Raw genomic sequence first — 26,119 nt, 5'->3', positions numbered from 1 at the left:
TACACCGCGTCGCCTGAATCGCGGGCAAGCCACGCTCCCACCAGGACTGTGTTCAGCCGGGGATCAGGTCAGGCTTGGGTCGATTATCAACACTAACTTCCCCGCCACCTTATTACTCGCCAACTCCGCAAACGCCGCTTCGGCGTCCTTGATCGGGAATGTCTTGGCCAACTGCGGACTCAACCGCCCCTCGGCAAACAGCGGCCACACGTGCTGGCTCAAATCACTGAACAAATCTGCCTTGAACTGCTCATCGCGACTGCGCAAGGTCGATCCCAGTATTTGCACGCGCTTGGCCAGGACCTGCGCCAGATCCAGCTTCGCCTCACGACCCCCCATCAAACCGATCAGCACCCAACGACCGTCGAGCGCCAGCATTTTCAGATTCAGCGCGGCATAGTTGCCGCCGACCGGGTCGAGAATCACGTCGAACGGCCCCAGATCACGCAAGCTGTCCAGGTCGCCGGTGCGCACCACCCCACCCTGCGCACCCAGTGCTTCGCAATACGCCAGACGCTCGGCAGAACCAACGCTGACCCAGCACGAGTTGCCAAAGGCCTTGCACAGCTGAATGGCAGCTGAACCGATTCCACTTGCTCCGGCGTGCAGGAGAACTTTCTCACCTGGTTTGAGCGCAGCCAGTTGAAACAAATTCAGCCAGACGGTCGCGTAAACTTCCGGCAGCGCAGCGGCCTCGGCCAGGGACAAACCGTCGGGAACCGGCAGCACATGCCGTCCGTCGACAACTACCTCTTCGGCCATCCCGCCCCCGGCCAGCAAGGCGCAAACCCGGTCGCCGACCTGCCAGGACGAGCCCGCACCGACCTCGCTGATCACCCCCGAACACTCAAGACCCAGTACCTGACTGGCTCCCGGCGGTGGCGGATAAAGTCCTGCCTTCTGTAACAAATCGGCGCGATTGAGGCCCGCTGCCGCCACTCGAATTCGAACTTGTCCTACATCGCATGTAGGACTGGGCTCTTCAACCCACTCCACTTGACCTTCCACGCCTTGCAATGCTTTCACAGTGCCTCCATAGTGAGTCTGGACTGAGCCCGTAGCTGTAGCGCCGGGCTTTCTTGCATTATGTGACCGGCCCTTTGTGGAACCGGCGACTTCAAAGACGGCCTAATATGCGTGATCAATTGTCCCCGCGTCGAATCAGCATGAAGCATTTTCTCCCCAGCACCGCCCTAGCCCTGTTCATTGGTATCGGCCTGATGCCGATGTCGAGCAATACGTTCGCAGCCAATAGCTGGGACAAGCTTCAGCCTGATCGTGACGAAGTGATCGCCAGCCTGAACGTCGTCGAGTTGCTCAAGCGCCATCACTACAGCAAGCCGCCGCTCGATGACGCGCGCTCCGTGATCATCTATGACAGCTACATCAAGCTGCTGGATCCGTCGCGCAGCTACTTCATGGCCAGCGACATTGCCGAATTCGACAAGTGGAAAACCCAGTTCGACGACTTCCTCAAAAGCGGCGACCTGAACGCCGGGTTCACCATCTACAAGCGCTACCTGGACCGCGTCAAAGCGCGTCTGGACTTTGCCCTTGCCGAGCTGAACAAGGGCGTCGACAAAATCGACTTCAACACCAAGGAAACCTTGCTGATCGATCGCAAGGACGCCCCTTGGCTCAAGTCCACCGCCGAACTCGACGACCTGTGGCGCAAACGCGTCAAGGACGAAGTCTTGCGGCAGAAAATCGCGGGCAAGGACTCCAAGCAGATTCAGGAAACCCTGACCAAGCGCTACAAGAACCAGTTGGCGCGCCTGGACCAGACCCGTGCGGAAGACATCTTCCAGGCGTACATCAACACCTTCGCCATGTCCTACGACCCGCACACCAACTATCTGTCGCCGGATAACGCGGAAAACTTCGACATCAACATGAGCCTGTCCCTCGAGGGCATCGGCGCCGTGTTGCAGAGCGATAACGACCAGGTAAAAATCGTGCGTCTGGTGCCTGCCGGCCCGGCCGACAAGACCAAACAGGTTGCACCGGCAGACAAGATCATCGGCGTTGCCCAAGGCAACAAAGAGATGGTCGACGTGGTCGGCTGGCGCCTGGACGAAGTGGTCAAGCTGATCCGTGGTCCGAAAGGCACCGTGGTGCGCCTGGAAGTGATTCCGGCCAGCAATGCGCCAAACGACCAGACCAGCAAGATCGTGCCGATCACCCGCGAAGCGGTGAAGCTTGAAGACCAGGCTGTGAAGAAGTCGGTCCTCAACCTGAAACAGGATGGCAAGGACTACAAGCTCGGTGTCATCGAGATCCCGGCCTTCTACCTCGACTTCAAGGCGTTCCGCGCGGGCGATCCGGATTACAAGAGCACCACTCGCGACGTCAAGAAACTGCTGACCGAGTTGCAGAAAGAAAAAGTCGACGGAGTGGTCATCGACCTTCGCAACAACGGCGGCGGCTCCTTGCAGGAAGCCACCGAGCTGACCAGCCTGTTCATCGACAAAGGTCCGACCGTGCTGGTGCGTAACGCCGACGGCCGGGTTGACGTGCTGGAAGATGAAAACCCGGGTGCGTTCTACAAAGGCCCGATGGCGTTGCTGGTCAACCGCTTGTCGGCCTCGGCTTCGGAGATTTTTGCCGGCGCCATGCAGGACTACCACCGCGCGCTGATCATCGGCGGCCAGACCTTCGGTAAAGGCACCGTGCAGACCATTCAGCCGCTGAACCATGGCGAACTGAAACTGACCCTGGCCAAGTTCTACCGGGTTTCCGGCCAAAGCACCCAGCATCAGGGCGTACTGCCGGACATCGATTACCCGTCGATCATCGACACCAAGGAAATCGGCGAAAGCGCCCTGCCGGAAGCCATGCCGTGGGACACCATCCGTGCGGCCATCAAGCCGGCGGTCGATCCGTTCAAACCGTACATCGCGCAGCTCAAGTCCGAGCATGACGTGCGTTCGGCCAAAGACGCAGAGTTCGTGTTCATCCGCGACAAGCTGGCCCTGGCGCAGAAGCTGATGACGGAAAAAACCGTCAGCCTCAATGAAGCCGATCGTCGTGCGCAACACGCCGATATCGAAGCCAAGCAACTGGTGATGGAAAACCTCCGTCGCAAGGCCAAGGGCGAAGAACCGCTCAAAGAGCTCAAGAAAGAAGACGAAGACGCGATTGCGGCCGAGCTGGACAAGACCAAGCCAGAAGACGATGCCTACCTGAGCGAGACCGGGCGGATTCTGTTGGACTACCTGAAACTCAACACCGCGGTCGCCAAGCATTAAGATGATGGCAAATTAATGCTGACGCTCTTCGGAGCGTCATCATACAGTCATCATTCTGTCGTGAAATAAAGGACTGAGCGCTTTGGCGCTCAGTCCTTTTTTTATCGCCAGAGATCGCCATGACCACGACCGAACAGCTGAGTGCATTGAGTTCAATACTGACTCAAAGCGGTTTGCACAGCCTGTTCCAGCCGATCATTTCCCTCTCCGAGCGACGCATTGTCGGCTACGAAGCCCTGACCCGCGGCCCCTCGAACAGTCCACTGCACTCCCCCATCGCGTTGTTCGCGGTCGCCCGTCAGGCCGGCCGCTTGAGCGAGCTGGAAATCGCCTGCCGTGAAAGCGCTTGCCGACGTTTCAACGAACAACAGCTTCCGGGCAAACTGTTTCTCAACGTCTCTCCGGAATCCCTGCTTGAAGCCGCTCACCAACCGGGCCGCACCCTGCAATTGCTGCAGGACTTTGGCATCCCACCGAGCCAGGTGGTGATCGAGCTCACGGAACAGACCCCGACCGACGATTTCCAGTTACTGCAAAACGCCCTGCATCACTATCGGGCGATGGGGTTTTCCATTGCACTGGATGATCTGGGCGCTGGTTATTCAAGCTTGCGGCTGTGGTCAGAACTGCGTCCGGACTATGTGAAGATCGACCGGCATTTCATCGACGGTATTCATCAGGACGCGTTGAAGCGTGAGTTCGTCGGCTCGATCCTGCAAATCGCCAAGGCCTCGCGAGCGAAAGTGATTGCCGAAGGAATCGAGCTACCGGAAGAGCTCGCGGTGTTGACCGAGATGGGCGTGGATCTGGTCCAGGGTTATCTGCTTTGCCGCCCCCAGGAACATCCACCTCGCGACGCCCGGGCCTTGATGCCCAAACAGGACAGCACCGCCGTGGCGCTGAATGACGAAGGCTGCGACCTCAGCGCCTTGCTCAACGACCAACCGGCCGTGGCCCGGGACACTCCGACGGCCACAGTGCTGGAAGCCTTCCGCCGCCAGGCCAACCTGAACTCACTGGCGGTGCTCGACGAGCAAGGCCATCCCTGCGGCATCGTCCATCGGCATTCGCTCTCGGACGCGTTGCTCAAGCCCTTTGCAACCGACCTGTTTGCGCGCAAGCCGATCAGCCGCTTGATGAACGATGACTTCCTCGCCGTGGAAATGAGCCAGTCGCTGCAACAGGTCAGCCGCTTGATCACCAGCCGCGCGCGGCAACGCATCGAAGAGGATTTCATCATCACCCTCAACGGCGGTTATCTGGGATTGGGCCGGGTGATCGATGTGCTCAAGCTGATTACCGAACTGAAAATCCAGCAAGCCCGCTACGCCAACCCGCTAACCCTGTTGCCGGGCAACGTGCCCATCCAGCAATGCCTGACGCGGCTGCTGCAACAGGAGCGGGAATCGGTGATCTGCTACGTCGACATCGACAGCTTCAAACCCTTCAACGACATCTACGGTTACGGCCGTGGGGACGAAGTCCTGCTGTGTCTGGCGCAATGCCTGAACGATCGCGTCGACCCGTCCCGCGACTTTGTCGGCCATATCGGCGGGGATGACTTCCTGCTGGTGCTCGGCCCGGAAGACTGGCGCAGACGTTTGAACCAGCTGCTGGACGACTTCCAGAGCCAGTGCCGACGCTTCTACCGCAGCGAACACCTGGAAGCTGGCTGCTTCATCGCACCAAATCGCCAGGGCGTGCGCCAGGAGTTTGCGCTGCTGTCCTTGTCGATTGGCGTGGTGCATTTGCATCCACAGGCCTGTGGACAACTCGATGCGAGCCAGTTGGCGGAGATGGCATCGCAGGCCAAGCATCACGCGAAAAATGTGCCGGGGTATAGCGTGCATGTGATTGATAGTTTGGTGGTGCCGGTGCAGGACGTGAACTTGATCATTGAACAGCGGTGATTGAACGGACGCCTTCGCGGGCAAGCCTCGCTCCCACAGGGTTTTGTGTCGTTTGTGATTATGGTGAACGACACAAAACCCTGTGGGAGCGGGCTTGCCCGCGAAGAGGCCCGACCAGACAACCAAAATCTCAGGATCTAGTCAGCCGCTGACCGCGCCCCCAACCGCCGCCCAACCACATCCAGCACATCACAGCCATCACGCAACGCAATGGCGCAGAGCAACGCGAAGTCGCTGAGAATCATGGAATCGCACTCAATCGAACCGCGCATGGACAGGTTTTCCAGCACTTGGGTGACGGCTCGGATTCGGTAGCGGGCGGCGTCGGTCAAAATATCCTGCGGCGCATGGGTGTCGACGAACAAGGTGGGCATGTCGCTGCAGTTGCTGGTCAGCGCCATGAAGCGGTTCTTGGGATGGGAAACCGGCTTTTCATAGGGTGGATCAGGATGAAGTGTTGGCATTTGAGACCTTCCGATGACAATGGGAGCTGCCAAAAGCCTTCCTACAGGCTTGGGTGGCAGCTATACGCGGGGTAGGAATACCGAGCATCGGAGACTCGACCACGCCGAAGCGTGCCCGCGCACAGCCGCCGCAACAGATGTTACGGACGCACATAGACGGCCGCAAATCAGGTTTCGACGCTAACGCAATACCGATGCTGAAAGGGTTCCTACACCCCACCACTGAGTTTTCAGTGACCATCAAAGGCTATCGGGTGAACTTCCTTCGCACCAGTTCATGAAAGCCGCCACAACTCGAAGGAAATCTCCGACGGGTTTACACAACAATAAACGCGCAGCACTTTGCGGGGGATCAATCAGGAAAGAAGCCAGCAAAGGACGATGTTGGCGTAGGGCAATTCTCTAATGCGCCGTCGCTAATAAAAGAAACGTCAGAACGCAAACGTGGCGGGAGGTTTCCCTCACGCCACGTTTATTTGTTGAACAGCTATGGATCTATTTTGCAGAATCGCGAGACGCCAGCTCTTTAAGCTTCGTCTCCGCCAATGGATGCCCGGCCTTCGCTGCGAGCCCCCAAAACCGCGCCGCTTCATCCGGATCCGGCGCCTTGCTCGGTGTCCCGGCCAAACTGATCACTCCCACCTGATACGCCGCTTTGCCATCCCCCGCCAACGCCGCCAGGCGCAGCAATCGCACACCCTCCTCACGCGCCCCAAGGCCGACGCCGCGAAAGGTCAGGATGTGGCCGTAGAAGCTTTGCGCGCCGACGTCACCCAGGTTGGCCATGCGGGCGAACTGGCCTTCGAGCCAGCTCCAGCCGCGCGGCTGACGCACGAACCACGACCAGTGAAACAACCGGCGGGCCAGCCAGTAACCGGCCCGTGCCTTGAGCTTCAGAAACACTCAGGCCTCCGCCGATTCCGGGTACTCGTATTCGAACACGCGCACCACTTCCGAGGCGTGCCACGAGGCGGCAGCAACGCCGTCGGACGGACCGGAGAAACGCCCCAGACGTTCGACGCATTCGAAGAAACCGGTGCGTGGCAGGCGGCTGGCGCCTTGGCTGATCACCAGGGAGCTGCGCAGCGGCTGCTCGGCCTTGGCGTCCAGCGCGGCCAGGTGCTCAAGCGCGGCGGTGAGGGTTTGCATGGCCGGCGTGGGCAATTGCAAACGTTCCAGCAAGGCTCGATAAGTCAGCAGATGGCGCTGCCGACGAGCCTGATCCAGCTCACCGAGCAACCCGTCCCAATGTTGACGACTGATGCGTACGCTCACGATTCATCCCTCCACCCTGGCACCGTCAGCTCCCAGGCCAGACTGCGGCGAATCGCAGCGTCGGGTTGACGCTCGCCACTTTCGATCAGGGCCAGATAAGACGGGCTGATGCCTACCGTGCGGGCCAGCGCCTCAATGGCGATGCCCTTCCCTTCGCGCAAACTGCGTAGTTGATCCAGACCCGGAAGAATCGGGTCGGGTGATGCTGCGTGACGCACCGGCGTGTCGGGCGCCGGTTGTTGGTTGATGCCTGCTGCTTTCAGTAGAGCCTGGTACTGAGCCCACGGCAAAACCGCGTATTCGGGCTCGCCTTCGCGTGTGATTATCTGAATATCCATGACTTCCCCGTAGGACAACGACACTTAGCGAGTCGGCACTTTTCCCTAGAAGTGTAATCCTAACAGCGGCCACGGTCGCGGGGGGTATGAATATAAGGACGATCCTCAATCGAATCAGGTTTTTTTCGGGCCCTGAAGCTGAAGTTGCTCAGGGGTATCGGGAAGACGTTCGACCACCGCAAGCTTCTCCGGCACTTGGCGTTTGCGCCAGGCACGGAAGGCATTGAGTTCGTCGTCGAGGACTTTCATCAACCAGGCCAGCACGGCGATGTCATCGAGCATGCCGAACATCGGGATGAAGTCCGGAATCGCATCCACCGGGCTGAGGAAGTACATCAGGCCGGCCACCACCGAGATTATTGCCTTCGGGCTGATGGCGCGGTACTCGCCACGCCAGTAGGCCAGGCACAGGGCCTGTAACAGGCGCAAATCGTCCTTGAGCTTGCCCAGGCGGTTGCCCTGGCTGGCACCTTTGCTGGCGACGGCGAACAGCAGGGTCGGCAAGCGTCCACGGGCAAGCAGGCGTCCGGCGAGTGGCAGGAAACGAGCAAAATTCCAGGGTGCTTTCATCATTCCTCCCGCTGAAATGTTATCCACACAAATTGTGGATAACCTTGTGAACAGAGCTATATTTCACGGCTGAAAGCCCCGTTTCATAAGGGCTCAACTCAGATCGGGCGTTTTTTACTCACATAAAAAAACCCAAGATTTCATTGACTTGGCGCGTCGGCGCGGCTAGCACGGCGTCCTCAATGGCTATGACTGCAACGTACAGCGTCCGTTCGCTTTGTTTACCCTTGCCGAACGCCAGATGCAACAACGCCCCGCATAAAGCGAGGCGTTGTTTTTAAAGCAGACGCTGGTTACTTGGCGGCGTCTTCTTTTGCTGGATCCTTGATCGCCAGCAGTTCCAGGTCGAATACCAGCACCGAGTTGGCTGGAATCGCCGGGCTTGGGCTTTGGGCCCCGTAGGCCAGCTCGCTAGGGATGTACAGTTTGTACTTCTCGCCAACGTGCATCAGTTGCAGGCCTTCGACCCAACCCGGAATCACGCCGCTGACCGGCAGATCGATCGGGCTGCCACGGTCGACGGAGCTGTCGAAGGTAGTGCCGTCCGTCAGCTTGCCGGTGTAGTGAACAGTCACTACGTCGGTCGGCTTAGGCTGTGCGCCATCCGCTTTCTTGACCACTTCGTATTGCAGGCCCGAAGCAGTGGTGGTGACACCCGCTTTCTTGGCGTTGTCTTCGAGGAATTTCTTGCCGGCGGCTGCCGACTCTTCGCTCATTTTGGCCATACGCTCTTCAGCACGCTTCTGCAGTGCTGCGAAGGCTTCAACCAGCTCGTCATCCTTCAGCTTCTGTTCTTTCTTGCCGACGGCATCTTCAATGCCTTGGGCTACGGCTTTGGAGTCCAGGTCATCCATGCCTTCCTGAGCCAGGCTCTTGCCCATGTTCAGGCCAATTCCGTAGGAAGCTTTTTGCGCCGGGGTTTTCAGCTCTACGCTGGTCTGCGAATCACAACCCGCAAGTACCAGGCTAACCAGGGCCACCGCCGCCGCCAACCGATGCTGTTTCATGCTATTTCCTTGTTCATGCGCCTAAAGGGCAATCGAGTAAAGCCGCGAGCTTATCAGGCGGCCACGACCAATGGCTACCGGCATGAGAGCAGGAAACTTCTGATAAGTTCAGGGGTTTTAACGCATTTCGGGATTGGAAGGATGAAGCTTCTGTCATCTTGGGCCCACAGAGAGAGATACCGGATCCCACAGCATCTGACGTAATGGCCACTTGCCGCACCTCAGGCACTGAGGCATAAGAGAGCTACAAATCGACAAGGATGTTTATCTTGCGCCTCTTATTCCGCCTGCTGGTGTTGCTTGCTGTGCTGTTGGGACTGGGCCTGGCCGTGGTGCTGTACTACGTCGCCAACCCGAAACTGCCGACCTGGTCGCCCGCGCAACAGGTGCACTACCTGGAACAGTGGAGCGCCGCCGACCGCCAGACTTACTACTTCACCCCCCAAGGCACCCAAGTCAAAGGCTTGCGCTATGACTGGTTCAAGGAACTTGAACTGCCCTTCTCGGAACAACGATTCGCCGCCCCCGAGTATCTCGCGCGCTTTGGTTTTCTGATCGACCGCGACCAGAAGGACACACCGAACAACAACCCTGGCAACTTACCCGTGGGGTTTGCCCGCCATCAAAACCCCGACAGTCAGGACGAGTTCCTCGATATCACCTGCGCTGCCTGCCACACCGGTGAATTGCGTTTCAACGGCCAGGCCGTACGCATCGACGGAGGTTCGGCGCAGCATGTCCTGCCTTCCAGCGTTCCTACATTGCGCGGTGGCAGTTTCGGACAAGCGCTTGTCGCCAGTCTGGCCTCGACGTACTACAACCCGTGGAAATTCGAACGCTTCGCACGCAACGTGCTTGGCGAGGACTACGACGCCCGCCGCGAACAACTACGAAAAGACTTCAAGACCTCGCTTGATACCTTTGTAAAAGTGGCGTGGAACGATACCCATCGCGGGCTCTACCCGACCGAGGAAGGCCCCGGCCGCACCGATGCCTTCGGGCGAATTGCCAATGCCAGCTTCGGCGACGCGATTTCTGCGGATAACTACCGCGTGGCGGATGCCCCGGTGGACTACCCGCAACTGTGGGACATGTGGACCTTTGACTGGGTGCAATGGAACGGTTCGGCGCAGCAACCGATGGCCCGCAACATCGGCGAGGCGCTGGGCGTCGGCGCAACCCTGAGCTTCTTCGATGCCAACGGCCAACCGCTGAAAGGTGACGCGCGCTATCCGTCGAGTGTCCGCTTGCGCGACCTGCACCAGATCGAACAAACCCTGCAACGGCTCAAACCACCTGCCTGGCCGGAAGACCTGCTCGGCGCTGTCGATAAGCCCTTGGCCGCCAAAGGGCGCGAATTGTTCAGTGAAAACTGCGCCGGTTGCCATGTGCCTCGATCGGTCCAGACCAACGGACGTTGGGTGCAGCACCTGAAAATGCTTCCAGTGGACTACATCGGCACAGACCCGGGCGCCGCCAACAACATCGCCGACCATCGCTTCGACCTCAGCGCCTTGCAATGGGACCCGGCAGAGCTGGCGAAACTGGATGTGCAGGTGCAGCCGCCGCCCACCGAGCCGCTGGACATGAGCAAACTCTCGTCAGCCAAAGGCCTGGCCTACGTCACCGCATTCGTAGGAAACCGCACTTACCGCGAGGCGAAAATTCCCGAGGCCGAGCGCCCGGACATGGATGGCTTCGGCCTGCCGATTGGCGTGCGTGAATTGCGCGCCTACAAAGCCCGACCATTGGCCGGGGTCTGGGCGACGGCGCCGTTTCTGCACAACGGTTCGGTACCAAGCATCTATCAACTGCTCTCGCCCCAGGATGAACGCGCAACGACCTTCTACAAAGGCACGTTCGAGTACGACCCCAGGCACCTGGGCTATCGCACCGAAGCGTTCACCAATGGCTTCAAGTTCGACACGCGGATCACCGGCAATCACAACAGTGGCCACGAATTCCGGGCTGGCAAGCGCGGCAACGGCGTGATCGGTCGCCTGCTGCAACCGGAGGAGCGCTGGGCGCTGCTGGAATATCTAAAAGTGTTGGGCGGCCCGTTGGAGGCACAATTGCCATGAGCAGACTGTGGAGGTGGTTTGGCGTGTTCCTCGGCAAAACCCTGTTGTGGTTGCTGGGCCTGGGATTACTCGGCTGGGCACTGGCCACGGCGTGGTTTGCCTGGCAGCACCGGGGACCGGTCTCGGCTGAAGAACTGATCCCGAACGGCGAAGCGGCGATGACTCAGGACATCATCCAGACGGCCGTGCGCATCGTCGATCAGCACCGTGAAAACACCCGCTACCTGCGCGATGCGCATGCCAAGGCGCACGGTTGCGTGAAGGCCGAAGTCCAAGTGCTGCCGGATCTGGCGGATGAGCTGCGTCAGGGCGTGTTCAGCGAACCCGGCAAAACCTGGAACGCGACGGTGCGGCTGTCCAATGGCAATGCTTATCCACAGTTCGACAGTATCCGCGATGCCCGGGGCATGGCGATCAAGTTGCTCGATGTGCCCGGCAAACAACTGCTCGCCGATCAAAAAAGCCGTGGTGAACAAGACTTTGTGATGTTCAGCCACCCGAACTTCTTCGTCAGCGATGTCGCCGAATACCGTCAGAATGTGGCCGCCCAGGCCGATGGCAAGAAGCTGATGGCGTTTTTCCCCGGCTGGGATCCGCGCACGTGGCAGGTTCGTCATCTGTTCATTGCCCTGGCGACGCTCTCCCCTGCCCCGGAAAGTCCGACGCAGACGACATACTTTTCAGTTTCGCCCTACAAGTTTGGTGACGCCAACGCGAAGTTTCGGGTGACGCCGGATCCCGACAATTGCCCGGCCTACACCCTTCCGGCGCAGAACCAGAAGCTGCCGAATTTTTTGCGTAATGCGCTGAATCAGCAATTGTCGACGGATCGGGTGCCCGCGTGCTTCGTCTTGCAGATCCAACGGCAGGATCCGGGCAAGTACATGCCGAACGAGGACACGAGTATCGAATGGAAGGAAAAGGATGCGACGTTCGAAACCGTGGCCCGGATCAAACTGCCCGCTCAGGACTTCGATACGCTGGCGCTGAACCTGCAATGCGACAACCAGTCGTTCAATCCGTGGTTCGGGCTTGAGGCTCATCGGCCGATTGGTGGCATCAACCGCTTGCGCAAAGCGGTGTACGAAGCGGTCAGCGATTACCGCCACAGCCGCAACGCCGAGCAATAAAGCCAAATCCCGGACAGCAAAAAGCCCGCATAAAGCGGGCTTTCTGTGTGGTGACCTGGCGTTCAGCGTTCCAGGTTACCGAATATGGCGCAGCGGACGGGACTCGAACCCGCGACCCCCGGCGTGACAGGCCGGTATTCTAACCGACTGAACTACCGCTGCGCGTAGCGTTGAAAGTAAGTGGTGGGTGATGACGGGATCGAACCGCCGACATTCTGCTTGTAAGGCAGACGCTCTCCCAGCTGAGCTAATCACCCGTTACCTTCGTTGCGGGGCGCATTGTGCCACAGATTTTCGTAAAGTGTTGATTTAATTGAATAATTTATCAAAAAAATCTGAAATCCGGTGAAACGACACGACCTGCAGGAACAACGTACAAACTTTGGGCAGAAAAAAACCCGCGTTAGCGGGCTTTTCCGTGGTGACCTGGCGTTCAGCATTCCAGGTTACCGAATATGGCGCAGCGGACGGGACTCGAACCCGCGACCCCCGGCGTGACAGGCCGGTATTCTAACCGACTGAACTACCGCTGCGCGTAACACTAAAGCGAATGGTGGGTGATGACGGGATCGAACCGCCGACATTCTGCTTGTAAGGCAGACGCTCTCCCAGCTGAGCTAATCACCCTTCACTTTCGGTGTGGCGCGCATTCTACGGAGCGACCCCACCTCTGGCAAGCACTTTTTTAAATAATTTTTGCAGCCCTTCCAAAGGCTTAGAGAAGGGTTGGCCTATGGCTTCGCTAAGAGAATAATGCCCCCCTTTGTATAAAGGAGAGACTCGCCCCATGTGGTTCAAAAACCTGCTTATCTATCGCCTGACCCAAGATCTGCCTTTTGATGCCGAGGCGTTGGAAACTGCACTGGCCACCAAACTGGCGCGTCCATGTGCAAGCCAGGAGTTGACCACCTACGGTTTCGTCGCGCCGTTCGGCAAAGGCGAAGATGCCCCCCTGGTGCACGTCAGCGGCGACTTCCTGCTGATCTCCGCCCGTAAAGAAGAACGCATCTTGCCGGGCAGCGTCGTGCGTGACGCCGTGAAGGAAAAGGTCGAAGAGATCGAAGCCGAACAAATGCGCAAGGTCTACAAAAAGGAACGCGACCAGATCAAGGATGAAATCATCCAGGCGTTCCTGCCGCGTGCCTTTATCCGTCGTTCGTCGACCTTCGCCGCCATTGCGCCGAAACAGGGCCTGATCCTGGTCAACTCGGCCAGCCCGAAACGTGCCGAAGACCTGCTGTCCACTTTGCGTGAAGTGATCGGCACACTGCCAGTACGTCCACTGACCGTTAAAATGTCGCCGACCGCGACCATGACTGAGTGGGTCACCACCCAGAAAGCCGCGGACGACTTCTTTGTGCTGGACGAGTGCGAACTGCGCGACACCCACGAAGACGGTGGCATCGTGCGTTGCAAGCGCCAGGACCTGACCAGCGAAGAAATCCAGCTGCACTTGAGCACCGGCAAAGTGGTGACTCAGCTGTCGCTGGCCTGGCAAGACAAGCTGTCTTTCGTCCTCGACGACAAGATGGTGGTCAAGCGCCTGAAGTTCGAAGACCTGCTGCAAGACCAGGCGGAACAGGACGGTGGCGAAGAAGCCCTCGGCCAGCTGGACGCCAGCTTCACCCTGATGATGCTGACCTTCGGCGACTTCCTGCCGGCACTGGTTGAAGCGTTGGGCGGTGAAGAGCTTCCGCAGGGGATCTAAACCGACGTGGTCTAAATGTGGGAGCGGGCTTGCTCGCGAAGGCGGTCTTACAGGCAACATAAATGTTGAATGTACCGGCCTCTTCGCGAGCAAGCCCGCTCCCACATTGGTTTTGTGGTGTTACTTAATAAAAAGGATCAGGCCATGCGCGCCCTTGCTGCATTGAGTCGTTTTGTCGGCAACACCTTCGCTTACTGGGTACTGATTTTCGCCGTCGTGGCGTTCCTGCAGCCGGCGTGGTTCATCGGCCTGAAAGGCGCGATCGTGCCGCTGTTGGGCCTGGTGATGTTCGGCATGGGCCTGACCCTCAAACTCGAAGACTTCGCCGAAGTCGCTCGCCATCCATGGCGCGTGGCATTGGGCGTGGTTGCACATTTCGTGATCATGCCCGGCGTGGCGTGGTTGCTCTGCCAGGCGTTTCACCTGCCGCCGGAAATCGCCGTCGGCGTGATTCTCGTCGGCTGCTGCCCAAGCGGCACCTCGTCGAACGTAATGACCTGGCTGGCGCGCGGTGACCTGGCGCTGTCGGTGGCCATCGCCGCTGTCACCACCCTCCTCGCTCCGTTGCTGACGCCGGCGCTGATCTGGCTGCTGGCTTCGGCGTGGCTGCCGGTGTCCTTCATGGAGCTGTTCTGGTCGATCCTGCAAGTCGTGCTGCTACCGATCGTGCTCGGCGTGGTGGCCCAACGCCTGCTGGGTGATCGAGTGCGCCATGCGGTGGAAGTGTTGCCGCTGATTTCGGTGGTGAGCATCGTGATCATCGTCACCGCCGTGGTGGCCGCCAGCCAGGCGAAGATCGCCGAGTCTGGCCTGCTGATCATGGCCGTGGTCATGCTGCACAACAGCTTCGGTTATTTGCTGGGTTACTTCACCGGGCGCCTGTTCAACTTGCCACTGGCCCAGCGCAAATCCCTGGCGCTGGAAGTCGGCATGCAGAACTCCGGTCTGGGCGCCGCGCTGGCCAGTGCGCACTTCTCGCCACTGGCGGCGGTGCCTAGCGCGTTATTCAGCGTCTGGCACAACATTTCCGGGGCGTTGCTCTCGACGTATTTCCGTCGGATGAGCGAGAAACAAGACCGGGAAACCGCGGCACAGCAAGCGTCCGAGTAATCCGCAAACTTGATCCCCGGATTAATGATGGGCACTCTATGGCGCAACGCGAGGACGACCTCGCGGCTCGATCGAGTCATTAATCTGGGGACGACCCCGTCAATCGATGGAGGTCTCTCATGTCCTGGATCATTCTGTTTTTCGCCGGCCTGTTCGAAGTCGGCTGGGCCGTTGGCCTGAAGTACACCGACGGTTTCAGCCGCCCTCTCCCGACCGCATTGACCGTTGCCGCCATGGCGATCAGCCTTGGTTTGCTGGGCCTTGCCATGAAGGAATTGCCGCTGGGCACGGCCTATGCGATCTGGACCGGTGTGGGTGCCGTGGGCACGGTGATCGCCGGGATCATTTTGTTTGGTGAATCCATGGCGCTGTTCCGGCTGGCCAGTGTGGCGTTGATTATTGCCGGGTTGATTGGGCTCAAAGTCAGCGCCTAGGCCACTGCCCCCTTCGCGAGCAAGCCCGCTCCCACACTTGATTGCATTCTTTCAGGAAGAACTCGATCAAGTGTGGGAGCGGGCTTGCTCGCGAAGAGGCCATCAAAGTCACCGCCTACCTGACTGTCCCGCGCAGCTCCCCCACCAACTGCTGCAACTTCAAAGGCTCCGCCGCCTCAACCGCCACCGCCGGCCCTGCCACCAACGTCACCCGCGACCACAACCGACGAAACAACCCCTTGCCCGGATCGCGGCTGAAAAAACTCCCCCACAACCCCTGCAAAGCCAGCGGAATCACCGGCACCGGCGTCTCTTCGAGAATGCGCACCAACCCGCCCTTGAACTCGCTCATATCCCCGTCAGCGGTCAACTTGCCTTCAGGGAAGATGCACACCAGCTCACCGTCCTTCAGATATTGAGCAATCCGTGTGAAGGCCTTTTCGTAAATCTGAATGTCTTCCTGGCGACCCGCGATCGGAATCGTCCCCGCCGTGCGAAAGATAAAGTTCAGCACCGGCAGGTTGTAGATTTTGTAATACATGACAAAGCGAATCGGCCGACGCACCGCGCCGCCAATCAGCAGCGCATCAACGAAGGACACGTGGTTGCAGACCAGCAACGCCGCGCCTTCATCCGGGATCAGATCGAGGTTGCGATGCTCCACGCGGTACATGGAATGGCTGAGCAGCCAGATCATGAAGCGCATGGTGAATTCAGGAACGATGCTGAAGATGTAGGCGTTGACGCCGATGTTCAGCAGCGACACCACCAGAAACAGCTGCGGGATCGACAGCTCGACCATGCTCAACAAAACGATCGAGACAATCGCCGACACCACCATAAACAATGCGTTGAGAATGTTGTTGGCGGCAATCACCCGCGCCCGTTCGTTCTCGGGGGTGCGCGACTGAATCAGCGCATACAGCGGCACAATGTAGAAACCACCGAAGATCCCCAGGCCGAGGATGTCGATCAGCACCAGCCAGGTGTGGCCAAACCCGAGGATTTCGATCCAGCCATGGCCATCAACGCTGTCTGGAATACCGCCCGAATGCCACCACAGCAGCAAGCCAAACACCGTCAGCCCAAAGGAACCGAACGGCACCAGGCCGATCTCGACTTTGCGTCCGGAGAGTTTTTCGCAAAGCATCGAACCGAAGGCAATACCCACCGAGAACACCGTCAGAATCAGCGTCACCACGGTCTCGTCGCCGTGCATCCATTCCTTGGCATAGGCCGGGATCTGCGTCAGATAAATCGCCCCGACAAACCAGAACCACGAGTTGCCGACGATGGAGCGCGACACCGCAGGCGTTTGCCCCAGGCCCAGTTTCAAGGTGGCCCAGGACTGGCTGAAGATGTTCCAGTTCAGGCGCATTTGCGGCGATGAGGCCGCCGCCCGGGGAATGCTGCGACTGGCCAGGTAGCCGAGCACCGCGATACCGATGATCGCGGTGGAAACGATGGGCGCGTAATGACTGGAGGACATCATGATCCCGGCGCCGATGGTGCCGGCGAGGATCGCCAGGAACGTGCCCATTTCCACCAGCCCGTTGCCGCCCACCAGCTCTTCTTCACGCAGGGCCTGGGGCAGGATCGAGTATTTCACTGGCCCGAAAAGCGCCGAGTGCGTGCCCATGGCAAACAGCGCCACCAGCATCAGCGACAGGTGATCGAACAGGAAACCGACCGCGCCGACCGCCATGATGGCGATTTCCCCGAGCTTGATCAGACGAATCAGCGCGTCCTTGGCGAACTTTTCCCCGAACTGGCCGGCCAGCGCCGAGAACAGAAAGAACGGCAGGATAAACAGCAGCGCGCACAGGTTGACCCAGATCGAACGGTCACCTTCGATAGTCAGCTTGTACAGAATGGCGAGGATCAGCGACTGCTTGAAAATGTTGTCGTTGAACGCCCCGAGGGACTGCGTAATAAAGAATGGCAGGAAGCGCCGGGTGCGAAGCAAGGTGAACTGTGAGGGGTGGCTCATCTTCCATGTGTCCCTGATGTTGGGTAGAGAGTGGCTTGGCGATTTGTTATTGGAATATCGAACGTCGATCCAGGCCACACATTACCTAAACTTTGCAGGTTATTTGTTTAATCCTGCAATGCACGGCGAGACAAACAACTCGCCGCGCCACGCGCCCTGCACCGTGCGTTTGGAGACGATCAGCCACATCACCGCCAGCATCGCCACCAGCACGCAGCCAAAGACACTGAAAAAAGCCAGGTTCAAAGTGCTGCCCAGTTTCAACGTCGTCAGAGAATAGACGCCCAGCGGGAAGGTGAAGCCCCACCAGCCCAGGTTGAACGGGATACCGTCGCGCAGGTAACGCACGGTGATCAGCACCGCCATCAGCATCCACCAGAAGCCGAAACCCCACAGCGTGATCCCGGCCACCAGGCCCAGCCCTTCAGCAATTTCACCGATACCCGGCAGACCGTTGGCCACAAAGATGGCCGGCGCGTCGGCGCCCAGCAACAACATACCCAAGGCCCCGGTGCCGATTGGCCCCAGCGCCAGCCAGCTGGAGGCGGCCATGTTTTCGTGAGGCAGTTTATGCAACGCCATGCGCAGTAACAGGATCGTCAGAATGCTGAACGCCACCGGCAGGGAAAAGGCCCACAGCACGTAGCTGGTCGTCAGCACCACCAGTTGCGAATGGGCATCGGCCAGGTGTGGTGCCAGAAGCCCCCCGCTGGCGGCCGCCACTTCCGCCGCGACCACCGGCAACAGCCAGACCGCTGTCATTTGGTCGATGCTGTGTTCCTGGCGGGTGAACATCATGTAGGGAATCAGCACGCCGCAGGCCAGGGACATGGCCACATCGAGCCACCACAGCACTTCGGCGACATGAATCACTCCATCGCCCCAGCGCGGCAGGCCGAACACCAGGAAGCCGTTGATGATGGTCGCCAACCCCATCGGGATGGTGCCGAAGAACATCGAGACCGTGGAATGGCCAAAAATCCTTCGCGCTTCATCAAAGAACAACACCCAACGTGCCGTGTAGGCGACGGTGAATAAAACAAACAGGCAGATATTGAGCAGCCAGAGACCTTCGGCCACTGCGTGCAGGCCGGGTATGGCGACGGGCAATTGCGCCAGGGCCAATGCCAGCACACCTGTGCCCATGGTCGCGGCGAACCAGTTGGGCGTGAATTGGCGAATGGCTTCAAGCGGGTGCTGCAAATGGCTGAGCGGTTTTAAACCGGGGGTGCTGCTGTTGGGGCATGTCATGGTGAATTCCTCTCCTCTTGTGAGGTGGAATTCATGGTAGATCCGAATCGAATATCTATATAACGGGTAATATCTCTAACTGTTATCTGTTTTGCAGATATAGCATCAAACGCTGCCTTCAGTTTCGATTACCAGGATCCTCGCCGCACCTAGCGGATGGGCGACGTGCTCGGTGCCGACCGACGCATAGAAAATATCGCCCACGTCCAGCAGCGTTTCCTTTTCGACGCCCTCCTCGCGGTAGCGCATTTGAACCTGGCCATCGAGCACCACGAATACTTCCTGCCCATCGTTGACGTGCCATTTGTACGGCTGATCGGTCCAGTGCAAACGGGTGGTGATGCCGTTCATGTTGGCGATATCCAGGGCGCCCCAGGCACGGTCAGCGGTGAAGGATTTGCTGCGAATGATCTTCATCGGGTGGTCCGTCGAAATGAGTGGCGGTGCCAAGGCTAGCGGTCATCGAACATTGGCGCCACAGACTTTGACAGGCTCCTGACGCATCAACGCGAGCAGAGCACTGACCGACAGGATAATCAGCACCGCGCCATAACCATCGGTCGTCGCCACCAGACCAAAGGCTCGCGTCAGGTTCCCTGCCAGCAACGACGGCAGACAGAACGCCAGATAACTGAGCACATAAAACGCCGACATCAACCCGGCCCGTTCGTGAGGCAAGGCCAGCGGCACGACACTGCGCAACGAACCCAAGAAACTGGCCCCGAAACCGCATCCGGCCACCAGCGTTCCGATGAAAAACAGCAGCAGGCTGGCGCTGTGGACCGCCAGTAAAATCAGCGCTACACCCACGGGCAGAATGCTTGCGCCGATCCGCAAGACTTTGTCAGCCGGGCGACTGCGCAAGGTGTAGATCATCAATGCGCCGGTGACGGTCAGCGCAGCCACTGTCGCGCCGCCAATCAGATTCGAGGTCGATCCGGTGGCCGTCCGTACAAGGGACGGCGCGAGGGAGGCAAAGAAGCCGCCGAGCGCCCACGCGGCGGTGTTCAGCGGCAGCACCAGCCACAACCCACGCCGAGCCTGGACCGGCACATGCAGGGTCGGAAACAGCGAAGCCAATGCCCCGCTTGTGGGCTGACGCTTTCCGGCAGACGCCAGACGTACAGCGCTTGCAACCCGAACAGTCCGAGCAACACCCAAAAGGTCAATTGCAGCGGCAACGGCGCAAACTCGGCCAACAAGCCGCAGCCCATGGCACCCACCGCCATGCCGAGCAGCGGCGCGACGCTATTGACCAGCGGACCTTGCTGGCGATCAGTGTCGAGCAGCGCGGCACCTAATACAGCCGTGGCCATTCCAGTAGCAAAGCCTTGAAGCACTCGGGCGCTGATCAACCAGGCGACGCTGTCGGCATTGATAAACAGCAGCATAGCCAGCATGTTCAGCACCACAGCGGTGAAAATCACCGGTTTTCGCCCCAGGTAATCCGACAGCGAACCGACGGTGAGCAACGCCGCGAGCAGGCTGATGGCGTAGACGCCGAAGATCAGGGTCAGGGTCGCTGCCGAGAATTGCAGGTGTTCCTGATACAAGTGGTACAGCGGCGTTGGCGCAGTGGAAGCGGCAAGAAAACTCAGTAAAGTAATCGGCAGAAACCACAGGCTGGAACGGTTTGATATCGAGCTGGACATGCGCACACTCCGCAAAAGCTAATTTATTGCGTTTGCGGAGTGTGCTACTGGCCAGCGCTTAAAGCAAATTCTTTGTGTTAAGGTCCGCCGTATGGCTATTAAAGAAGGTTTACGCCCCGGCGGTCGAAGCGCCCGGGTGCAAGAGTCGATTCATTCGGCTGTCCGCGATCTGCTTGAAGAGCAGGATCGCGCCACCGTGACCGTCCCGCAAATCGCTGCGCGCGCGGGGGTGACGCCGTCGACGATCTATCGGCGTTGGGGCGATTTGTCGGTGTTGCTGGCCGACGTCGCCCTCGCCCGCCTGCGCCCGGACAGCGAACCGGCCGTCACCGGCAGCTTGCGCGGTGATGTGCGGGCCTGGGCGGAGCAGTATCTGGACGAGATGAGCTCCGAGCCCGGCCGAAACATGCTGCGCGACGTGCAATGCAGCATCACACCGGTTTACTGCGTGACGATCATTGGCGGGCAGTTGCAGGCGATTCTGGATCGTTACCCGGATCAGCCGAAGCCGAGTGTCGATCGATTGATCAATTTGGTGGCCGCGCCGACGGTGTTTCGCATCCTGTTTTCGGCGGCACCGTTGGAGGTTGGGGAATTGCATCAGTTGATCGAGATTGCGTTGAGTCAGTGAGGCCGTCTTCGCGAGCAAGCCCGCTCCCACAGGGAATTTGTGAACGACGCAAATCCAATGTGGGAGCGGGCTTGCTCGCGAAGAGGCCAGCACAAACACTAAAAATCCAACTGACAAACACCCTGCGACACCCCACCACGCCACGACCTTGGTCGACACTGACTAACCCCGGCCATCGTGCGAGACTGTCTGACCGGGCGGGAGTCCCGGGTGTCTTTTGCCGGGAGTTCCCATGTCGCTGTCCAGCGGGCTGATCGCCGTCGTCGCCCTGGCCTATATGGCCATCATGTTCGCCATCGCCTTTTACGGCGACCGTCGCAGCACACCGTTGCCGCCGCGAGTGCGCGCGTGGGTGTACAGCCTGTCGCTGGCGGTCTATTGCACCAGCTGGACCTTCTTTGGCGCTGTCGGCCAGGCCGCCGAGCAGCTCTGGTCATTCCTGCCGATCTACCTCGGGCCGATCCTGTTGCTGGTCTGCGCGCCGTGGGTCCTGCAAAAAATGGTGATGATCAGCAAACAGGAGAACATCACCTCCATCGCCGACTTCATCGCCGCCCGCTACGGCAAATCCCAATCGCTGGCGGTGGTCGTGGCGCTGATCTGCCTGGTGGGTGTGTTGCCCTACATCGCGCTGCAACTCAAAGGCATCGTCCTCGGGGTGAACCTGCTGATCGGCGCCGGTGCCGACGCCATGGGCACTCGCGCGCAGGACACGGCGCTGATCGTGTCGCTGGTGTTGGCGCTGTTCACCATTGTCTTCGGTACGCGCAACCTCGATGCCACGGAACACCACCGCGGCATGGTGCTGGCGATTGCCTTCGAATCGCTGGTCAAGCTGTTCGCGTTTCTCGCGGTCGGTGCGTTCGTGACCTACGGCCTTTACGACGGCTTCGACGACCTGTTCAACCAGGCCATGCTCGCCCCGCGCCTGGAGGCGTACTGGAAGGAAACCATCAACTGGCCGTCGATGGTGGTGCAGACCGGTGTGGCGATGATGGCGATCATCTGCCTGCCCCGGCAGTTCCATGTGACGGTGGTGGAAAATATCGATCCTCAGGATTTGCGCTTGGCCAAATGGGTGTTCCCGGCTTACCTGGCATTGGCGGCGTTGTTCGTCGTACCGATCGCCCTCGCTGGTCAGATGCTGCTGCCCAGCTCGGTACTGCCGGACTCTTTCGTCATCAGCCTGCCGCTGGCCCAAGCCCACCCGGCCCTGGCGATGCTGGCCTTTATCGGTGGCGCCTCAGCGGCGACCGGCATGGTAATCGTCGCCAGCGTGGCGCTGTCGACCATGGTTTCCAACGACATGTTGCTGCCGTGGCTGCTGCGGCGGAACAACGCTGAGCGACCGTTCGAAGTGTTCCGCCAGTGGATGCTCTCGGTGCGCCGCGTCAGCATCGTGGTGATTCTGTTGCTGGCCTACGTCAGTTATCGCCTGCTCGGCTCGACCGCCAGCCTGGCGACCATCGGCCAGATCGCCTTCGCCGCCGTGACCCAACTGGCCCCGGCCATGCTCGGCGCGCTGTACTGGAAGCAGGCCAACCGCCGAGGGGTTTTCGCCGGCCTCGCCGCCGGGACATTCCTCTGGTTCTACACCCTGATTCTGCCAATCGCCGCCCACAGCCTCGGTTTGTCCCTGAGTAGCTTTCCAGGGCTGGCCTGGTTGCACAGCAACCCGCTGAACCTGCCGCTGACCCCGTTGACCCAAGGCGTGGTGCTGTCGCTGGCGGCCAACTTCACGCTGTTCGCCTGGGTATCCGTGCTGTCACGCACGCGAGTGTCGGAGCACTGGCAGGCCGGTCGTTTCATCGGCCAGGAAATCAGCGCACGCCCCAGTGCCCGCTCGATGTTGGCGGTGCAGATCAACGATTTGCTGCAACTGGCTGCACGCTTCGTCGGTGAAGAACGGGCGCGGCAGAGCTTCATCCGTTTTGCCTACCGCCAAGGCAAAGGCTTCAACCCGAACCAGAACGCTGACGGTGAATGGATCGCTCACACTGAACGTTTGCTGGCCGGTGTACTCGGCGCTTCTTCGACGCGCGCGGTGGTAAAAGCCGCCATCGAAGGTCGGGAAATGCAACTGGAGGATGTCGTCCGCATCGCCGATGAAGCCTCGGAGGTGCTGCAGTTCAACCGCGCCCTGTTGCAAGGCGCTATCGAAAACATCACCCAGGGCATCAGCGTGGTCGACCAGTCGCTGAAACTGGTGGCCTGGAACCGGCGCTATCTGGAGCTGTTCAATTACCCGGACGGGCTGATCAGGCTTGGCCGACCGATTGCCGACATCATTCGCTACAACGCTGAACGCGGGCTGTGCGGCCCCGGCGAGGCCGAAGTGCACGTCGCTCGCCGTTTGCACTGGATGCGCCAGGGCCGCGCCCACACCTCTGAACGACTGTTCCCCAACGGGCGTGTGATCGAGCTGATCGGCAACCCGATGCCCGGCGGCGGTTTCGTCATGAGTTTCACCGACATCACCGCGTTCCGCGAGGCCGAACAGGCCCTGACCGAAGCCAACGAAGGCCTGGAGCAACGCGTTACCGAGCGGACCCATGAACTGTCACAACTCAACGTGGCGCTGACCGAAGCCAAGGGCACCGCAGAATCGGCCAACCAGTCGAAAACCCGCTTTCTGGCAGCGGTCAGCCATGACCTGATGCAGCCGCTGAATGCCGCGCGCCTGTTCTCCGCCGCTCTTTCCCATCAAGAGGACGGTCTGTCCAGCGAGGCGCAGAAACTGGTGCATCACCTGGACAGCTCGCTGCGTTCTGCCGAGGACTTGATCAGCGATCTGCTGGACATTTCCCGCCTGGAAAACGGCAAGATCAACCCGGACCCCAAACCCTTCGCGCTCAACGAACTGTTTGATGCGCTCGGTGCCGAGTTCAAGGCACTGGCTCAGGAGCAAGGGCTGAAATTCCGGGTTCGGGGCAGCACGTTGCGGATCGACAGCGACATCAAACTGCTGCGACGGATTCTGCAGAACTTCCTGACCAACGCGTTCCGCTATGCCAAGGGGCCGGTGCTGCTTGGCGTCCGGCGGCGCAAGGGCGAGTTGTGCCTGGAGGTCTGGGACCGTGGGCCGGGGATTGCGGAAGACAAACTGCAGGTGATTTTCGAGGAGTTCAAACGCCTCGACAGCCACCAGACGCGCGCCGAGAAAGGCCTGGGTCTGGGACTGGCGATTGCCGACGGGCTGTGTCGCGTATTGGGTCACAGCTTGCGCGTACGGTCCTGGCCGGGGCGTGGCAGCGTGTTCAGTGTCAGCGTGCCGCTCGCGCGGGCTCAGACTGTCGCGCCGGCCAAGGTCAGTGAACTCAATGGCCATGTGTTGAGCGGCGCGCAGGTGCTGTGCATCGATAACGAAGACAGCATCCTGATCGGCATGAACAGCTTGCTGACACGCTGGGGTTGCCAGGTCTGGACCGCGCGCAACCGCGATGAATGCGCGGCGCTGCTGAAAGACGGTGTACGTCCACAGTTGGCGCTGGTGGATTACCACCTGGACCATGGCGAGACCGGGACCGAGTTGATGGCGTGGTTGCGCACTCAATTGGGAGAGCCGGTGCCGGGGGTGGTGATCAGTGCCGATGGCCGGCCCGAGACGGTGGCCCAGGTGCATGCGGCGGGCCTGGAGTACCTGGCCAAACCGGTGAAACCGGCGGCGTTGCGGGCGTTGTTGAGTCGGCATTTGCCGTTGTGATGGAGGGCTTGAGCTCTTTGGCGGCAGTGCTGACGCCTTCGCGAGCAAGCCCGCTCCCACAGGGAATCGGAGTTGTTGCACACATCGAGTGAGCAAGCCAAAAAACCTGTGGGAGCGGGCTTGCTCGCGAAGCTTTTGACCTATTCAGGCAACTCAGCCAATCCATCGACATCGGTCATCGCTCGCTCCAGTAGATCAGCCGGCAAGCTCTTGCTGGCGCGCGCACCCAGCAATTTCAACTGCTCACTGCGACTGACCAGGTTGCCGCGCCCTTCTGTCAGCTTGTTGCGCGCAGAGCTGTAGGCCTTGTCCAGTTGCTGCAAGCGATTGCCGACTTCATCCAGATCCTGGATGAACAACACGAACTTGTCGTACAGCCACCCGGCACGCTCGGCGATTTCCCGGGCGTTCTGACTCTGGCGCTCTTGCTTCCACAGGCTGTCGATGACCCGCAGGGTCGCCAGCAACGTAGTCGGGCTGACGATGACGATGTTGCGGTCGAAGGCTTCCTGGAACAGTGTCGGCTCAGCTTGCAAGGCAGCGGAAAACGCCGCTTCGATCGGCACGAACAGCAAGACGAAATCCAGGCTGTGCAAGCCGTCGAGTCGCTTGTAATCCTTGCCCGACAGGCCTTTGACGTGATTGCGCAGCGACAGGACGTGCTGCTTGATGGCGATCTGGCCGATGGCATCGTCTTCGGCCGCCACGTATTGCTGATAGGCCGTGAGGCTGACCTTGGAGTCGACCACGACCTGCTTGTCGCCCGGCAGATAAATGATCACGTCCGGCTGGAAGCGCTCACCGTCCGGGCCCTTGAGCGTGACTTGAGTCTGGTACTCGCGGCCCTTCTCCAGCCCGGCATGTTCAAGCACGCGCTCAAGAATCAGCTCACCCCAGTTGCCTTGGGTTTTCTGCCCTTTCAAGGCGCGGGTGAGGTTGGTGGCTTCGTCGCTCAGGCGCAGGTTCAGCTGCTGCAGGCGCTCCAGCTCCTTGGCCAGGGAAAACCGTTCGCGGGCTTCGGCCTGATAGCTTTCCTCAACGCGTTTTTCGAAAGACTGGATGCGTTCCTTCAAAGGATCGAGCAATTGGCCCAGGCGCTGCTGGCTGGTTTCGGCGAAACGCTGTTCACGCTCGTCGAAGATCTTGCCCGCCAGCTCGGCAAACTGAGCTCGCAGCTCGTCACGCGAGCCTTGCAGGTCGTTGAGGCGTTGTTGATGGCTGTCCTGCTGCTCACGCAGTTCGGCGGTGAGCGAGGCCGCCCGGGCGTCCAGGCGCCGCAGCTCGGCTTCTTTGCCGGCGCGCTCGATGTTCCAGGCGTGAGATGCATCGCGGGCGTCGTCGCGCTCGATTTGCAGCAGTTCGATTTCACGGCGCATGGCGGCCAACTCTGCTTGCTTGGCACCGTTGGCCTGGCTCAGATCACCGATTTCATCGCGGCAGGCTTCGAGCTGAGCGTTCAAACCGTCCTGCGCCAGTTGCGACATGGCCAGACGCTCTTCCAGCAAGGCCACCTCGGCCTGCCCCGTGCTCGCCCGGCGCTGGATCTGCCAGGCGAGTACCAGCAATGGCAATGCAGCGCCCGCCAGACCAAGCAAAATGCTGGTCAAGTCCATAGCC

General features: G+C 59.8%; 20 protein-coding genes, 4 tRNA genes and 1 pseudogene. 9 read left to right on the top strand and 16 right to left on the bottom strand.

From position 1 onward, the window contains the following. Positions 1–63: 63 nt before the first annotated feature. On the bottom strand, positions 64–1,026 hold the full coding sequence (locus DJ564_RS09920) for a zinc-binding dehydrogenase (protein ID WP_109628700.1): 963 nt from the start codon (positions 1,024–1,026) through the stop codon (positions 64–66). Positions 1,027–1,166: 140 nt separating this feature from the next. On the opposite strand from DJ564_RS09920, the gene DJ564_RS09915 reads away from it, so the two are divergent. Together DJ564_RS09915 and DJ564_RS09910 are read left to right on the top strand one after the other, a co-directional pair. Continuing rightward, complete coding sequence (locus DJ564_RS09915; protein WP_162556189.1) at positions 1,167–3,248, top strand: carboxy terminal-processing peptidase; 2,082 nt, start codon at positions 1,167–1,169, stop codon at positions 3,246–3,248. A gap of 119 nt (positions 3,249–3,367) precedes the next feature. Further along, on the top strand, positions 3,368–5,158 hold the full coding sequence (locus tag DJ564_RS09910) for a bifunctional diguanylate cyclase/phosphodiesterase (protein WP_109628696.1): 1,791 nt from the start codon (positions 3,368–3,370) through the stop codon (positions 5,156–5,158). A gap of 137 nt (positions 5,159–5,295) precedes the next feature. Here the strand turns inward: DJ564_RS09910 and DJ564_RS09905 are convergent, their stop codons facing one another. The 6 genes from DJ564_RS09905 to DJ564_RS09880 all read right to left on the bottom strand — a co-directional run bounded on the left by DJ564_RS09905 (position 5,296) and on the right by DJ564_RS09880 (position 8,812). Continuing rightward, positions 5,296–5,622 carry a hypothetical protein gene (locus DJ564_RS09905; protein ID WP_109628694.1) on the bottom strand — a complete coding sequence of 109 codons (327 nt, stop codon included), beginning with the start codon at positions 5,620–5,622 and terminating at the stop codon, positions 5,296–5,298. Between the two features lie 495 nt (positions 5,623–6,117). Beyond that, positions 6,118–6,525 (bottom strand): sel1 repeat family protein, encoded by a 408-nt coding sequence (locus DJ564_RS09900; protein WP_109628692.1) that lies wholly within the window; start codon positions 6,523–6,525, stop codon positions 6,118–6,120. Next, positions 6,526–6,897, bottom strand: coding sequence for a hypothetical protein (locus tag DJ564_RS09895; protein ID WP_003223109.1), 372 nt, complete (start codon positions 6,895–6,897; stop codon positions 6,526–6,528). Further along, on the bottom strand, positions 6,894–7,235 hold the full coding sequence (locus DJ564_RS09890) for a helix-turn-helix domain-containing protein (RefSeq protein WP_109628690.1): 342 nt from the start codon (positions 7,233–7,235) through the stop codon (positions 6,894–6,896). Before DJ564_RS09890 ends, DJ564_RS09895 begins: the two co-directional genes overlap by 4 nt. A gap of 114 nt (positions 7,236–7,349) precedes the next feature. Continuing rightward, entirely contained in the window at positions 7,350–7,805 is a 456-nt protein-coding gene (locus DJ564_RS09885; RefSeq protein ID WP_109628688.1) for a YkvA family protein, read from the bottom strand. A gap of 293 nt (positions 7,806–8,098) precedes the next feature. Beyond that, the gene (locus tag DJ564_RS09880; protein ID WP_109628686.1) at positions 8,099–8,812 is read right to left on the bottom strand and encodes an FKBP-type peptidyl-prolyl cis-trans isomerase; all 714 of its coding nucleotides are present in this window, start codon (positions 8,810–8,812) and stop codon (positions 8,099–8,101) included. A 269-nt stretch (positions 8,813–9,081) separates the two neighbouring features. On the opposite strand from DJ564_RS09880, the gene DJ564_RS09875 reads away from it, so the two are divergent. Both DJ564_RS09875 and DJ564_RS09870 read left to right on the top strand, forming a co-directional pair. Next, positions 9,082–10,893, top strand: a complete 1,812-nt coding sequence (locus tag DJ564_RS09875; RefSeq protein ID WP_109628684.1) for a di-heme-cytochrome C peroxidase — start codon at positions 9,082–9,084, stop codon at positions 10,891–10,893. Then, positions 10,890–12,023, top strand: a complete 1,134-nt coding sequence (locus DJ564_RS09870) for a catalase family protein (protein WP_109628682.1) — start codon at positions 10,890–10,892, stop codon at positions 12,021–12,023. Before DJ564_RS09875 ends, DJ564_RS09870 begins: the two co-directional genes overlap by 4 nt. Positions 12,024–12,108: 85 nt before the next feature. On the opposite strand, the gene DJ564_RS09865 is transcribed toward DJ564_RS09870, so the two are convergent. The 4 genes from DJ564_RS09865 to DJ564_RS09850 all read right to left on the bottom strand — a co-directional run bounded on the left by DJ564_RS09865 (position 12,109) and on the right by DJ564_RS09850 (position 12,650). Next, positions 12,109–12,185, bottom strand: a tRNA-Asp gene (locus DJ564_RS09865). Between the two features lie 19 nt (positions 12,186–12,204). Next, positions 12,205–12,280, bottom strand: a tRNA-Val gene (locus DJ564_RS09860). A gap of 199 nt (positions 12,281–12,479) precedes the next feature. Beyond that, a tRNA-Asp gene (locus DJ564_RS09855) sits at positions 12,480–12,556 on the bottom strand. 18 nt (positions 12,557–12,574) lie between these two features. Then, positions 12,575–12,650, bottom strand: a tRNA-Val gene (locus DJ564_RS09850). Between the two features lie 160 nt (positions 12,651–12,810). Between DJ564_RS09850 and rdgC the strand changes: the two genes are divergently transcribed. The 3 genes from rdgC to sugE all read left to right on the top strand — a co-directional run bounded on the left by rdgC (position 12,811) and on the right by sugE (position 15,275). Next, positions 12,811–13,731, top strand: coding sequence for a recombination-associated protein RdgC (gene rdgC / locus DJ564_RS09845; RefSeq protein WP_109628681.1), 921 nt, complete (start codon positions 12,811–12,813; stop codon positions 13,729–13,731). 144 nt (positions 13,732–13,875) lie between these two features. Continuing rightward, positions 13,876–14,841, top strand: coding sequence for a bile acid:sodium symporter family protein (locus tag DJ564_RS09840; protein WP_109628679.1), 966 nt, complete (start codon positions 13,876–13,878; stop codon positions 14,839–14,841). A 119-nt stretch (positions 14,842–14,960) separates the two neighbouring features. Then, the gene (sugE, locus tag DJ564_RS09835) at positions 14,961–15,275 is read left to right on the top strand and encodes a quaternary ammonium compound efflux SMR transporter SugE (RefSeq protein WP_010456757.1); all 315 of its coding nucleotides are present in this window, start codon (positions 14,961–14,963) and stop codon (positions 15,273–15,275) included. A gap of 115 nt (positions 15,276–15,390) precedes the next feature. Here sugE and DJ564_RS09830 read toward each other — a convergent pair whose 3' ends face one another. The 4 genes and pseudogenes from DJ564_RS09830 to DJ564_RS09815 form a co-directional block, all read right to left on the bottom strand. Then, positions 15,391–17,265 (bottom strand): MFS transporter, encoded by a 1,875-nt coding sequence (locus tag DJ564_RS09830; RefSeq protein ID WP_109628678.1) that lies wholly within the window; start codon positions 17,263–17,265, stop codon positions 15,391–15,393. A gap of 99 nt (positions 17,266–17,364) precedes the next feature. Further along, complete coding sequence (locus DJ564_RS09825; protein ID WP_109628677.1) at positions 17,365–18,516, bottom strand: TDT family transporter; 1,152 nt, start codon at positions 18,514–18,516, stop codon at positions 17,365–17,367. A 105-nt stretch (positions 18,517–18,621) separates the two neighbouring features. Beyond that, positions 18,622–18,933 carry a cupin gene (locus DJ564_RS09820; protein ID WP_109628676.1) on the bottom strand — a complete coding sequence of 104 codons (312 nt, stop codon included), beginning with the start codon at positions 18,931–18,933 and terminating at the stop codon, positions 18,622–18,624. Between the two features lie 42 nt (positions 18,934–18,975). Next, positions 18,976–20,168 (bottom strand): annotated as a pseudogene (locus tag DJ564_RS09815) (MFS transporter). A gap of 91 nt (positions 20,169–20,259) precedes the next feature. Here DJ564_RS09815 and DJ564_RS09810 point away from each other — a divergent pair. Further along, the gene (locus tag DJ564_RS09810; RefSeq protein ID WP_109628675.1) at positions 20,260–20,799 is read left to right on the top strand and encodes a TetR/AcrR family transcriptional regulator; all 540 of its coding nucleotides are present in this window, start codon (positions 20,260–20,262) and stop codon (positions 20,797–20,799) included. Positions 20,800–21,031: 232 nt separating this feature from the next. Next, the gene (locus DJ564_RS09805; protein WP_109628674.1) at positions 21,032–24,502 is read left to right on the top strand and encodes a hybrid sensor histidine kinase/response regulator; all 3,471 of its coding nucleotides are present in this window, start codon (positions 21,032–21,034) and stop codon (positions 24,500–24,502) included. Positions 24,503–24,642: 140 nt separating this feature from the next. Here the strand turns inward: DJ564_RS09805 and rmuC are convergent, their stop codons facing one another. Beyond that, complete coding sequence (gene rmuC, locus DJ564_RS09800) at positions 24,643–26,007, bottom strand: DNA recombination protein RmuC (protein ID WP_178082342.1); 1,365 nt, start codon at positions 26,005–26,007, stop codon at positions 24,643–24,645. Positions 26,008–26,119: the final 112 nt, after the last annotated feature.

The organism is Pseudomonas sp. 31-12, from assembly GCF_003151075.1.
Taxonomy (GTDB): domain Bacteria; phylum Pseudomonadota; class Gammaproteobacteria; order Pseudomonadales; family Pseudomonadaceae; genus Aquipseudomonas.
Note: the sequence above shows the minus strand (reverse complement) of the source record. Positions and strands in the feature narration are given on the sequence as shown.

Excerpts from the sequence above, each read along its gene's own strand:
- DJ564_RS09915 (WP_162556189.1), top strand. The coding sequence starts at position 1,167 with ATGAAGCATTTTCTCCCCAGCACCGCCCTAGCCCTGTTCATTGGTATC.
- DJ564_RS09910 (WP_109628696.1), top strand. The coding sequence starts at position 3,368 with ATGACCACGACCGAACAGCTGAGTGCATTGAGTTCAATACTGACTCAA.
- DJ564_RS09905 (WP_109628694.1), bottom strand. The coding sequence starts at position 5,622 with ATGCCAACACTTCATCCTGATCCACCCTATGAAAAGCCGGTTTCCCAT.
- DJ564_RS09890 (WP_109628690.1), bottom strand. The coding sequence starts at position 7,235 with ATGGATATTCAGATAATCACACGCGAAGGCGAGCCCGAATACGCGGTT.
- DJ564_RS09885 (WP_109628688.1), bottom strand. The coding sequence starts at position 7,805 with ATGAAAGCACCCTGGAATTTTGCTCGTTTCCTGCCACTCGCCGGACGC.
- DJ564_RS09880 (WP_109628686.1), bottom strand. The coding sequence starts at position 8,812 with ATGAAACAGCATCGGTTGGCGGCGGCGGTGGCCCTGGTTAGCCTGGTA.
- DJ564_RS09870 (WP_109628682.1), top strand. The coding sequence starts at position 10,890 with ATGAGCAGACTGTGGAGGTGGTTTGGCGTGTTCCTCGGCAAAACCCTG.
- rdgC (WP_109628681.1), top strand. The coding sequence starts at position 12,811 with ATGTGGTTCAAAAACCTGCTTATCTATCGCCTGACCCAAGATCTGCCT.
- DJ564_RS09840 (WP_109628679.1), top strand. The coding sequence starts at position 13,876 with ATGCGCGCCCTTGCTGCATTGAGTCGTTTTGTCGGCAACACCTTCGCT.
- sugE (WP_010456757.1), top strand. The coding sequence starts at position 14,961 with ATGTCCTGGATCATTCTGTTTTTCGCCGGCCTGTTCGAAGTCGGCTGG.
- DJ564_RS09830 (WP_109628678.1), bottom strand. The coding sequence starts at position 17,265 with ATGAGCCACCCCTCACAGTTCACCTTGCTTCGCACCCGGCGCTTCCTG.
- DJ564_RS09825 (WP_109628677.1), bottom strand. The coding sequence starts at position 18,516 with ATGACATGCCCCAACAGCAGCACCCCCGGTTTAAAACCGCTCAGCCAT.
- DJ564_RS09820 (WP_109628676.1), bottom strand. The coding sequence starts at position 18,933 with ATGAAGATCATTCGCAGCAAATCCTTCACCGCTGACCGTGCCTGGGGC.
- DJ564_RS09810 (WP_109628675.1), top strand. The coding sequence starts at position 20,260 with ATGGCTATTAAAGAAGGTTTACGCCCCGGCGGTCGAAGCGCCCGGGTG.
- DJ564_RS09805 (WP_109628674.1), top strand. The coding sequence starts at position 21,032 with ATGTCGCTGTCCAGCGGGCTGATCGCCGTCGTCGCCCTGGCCTATATG.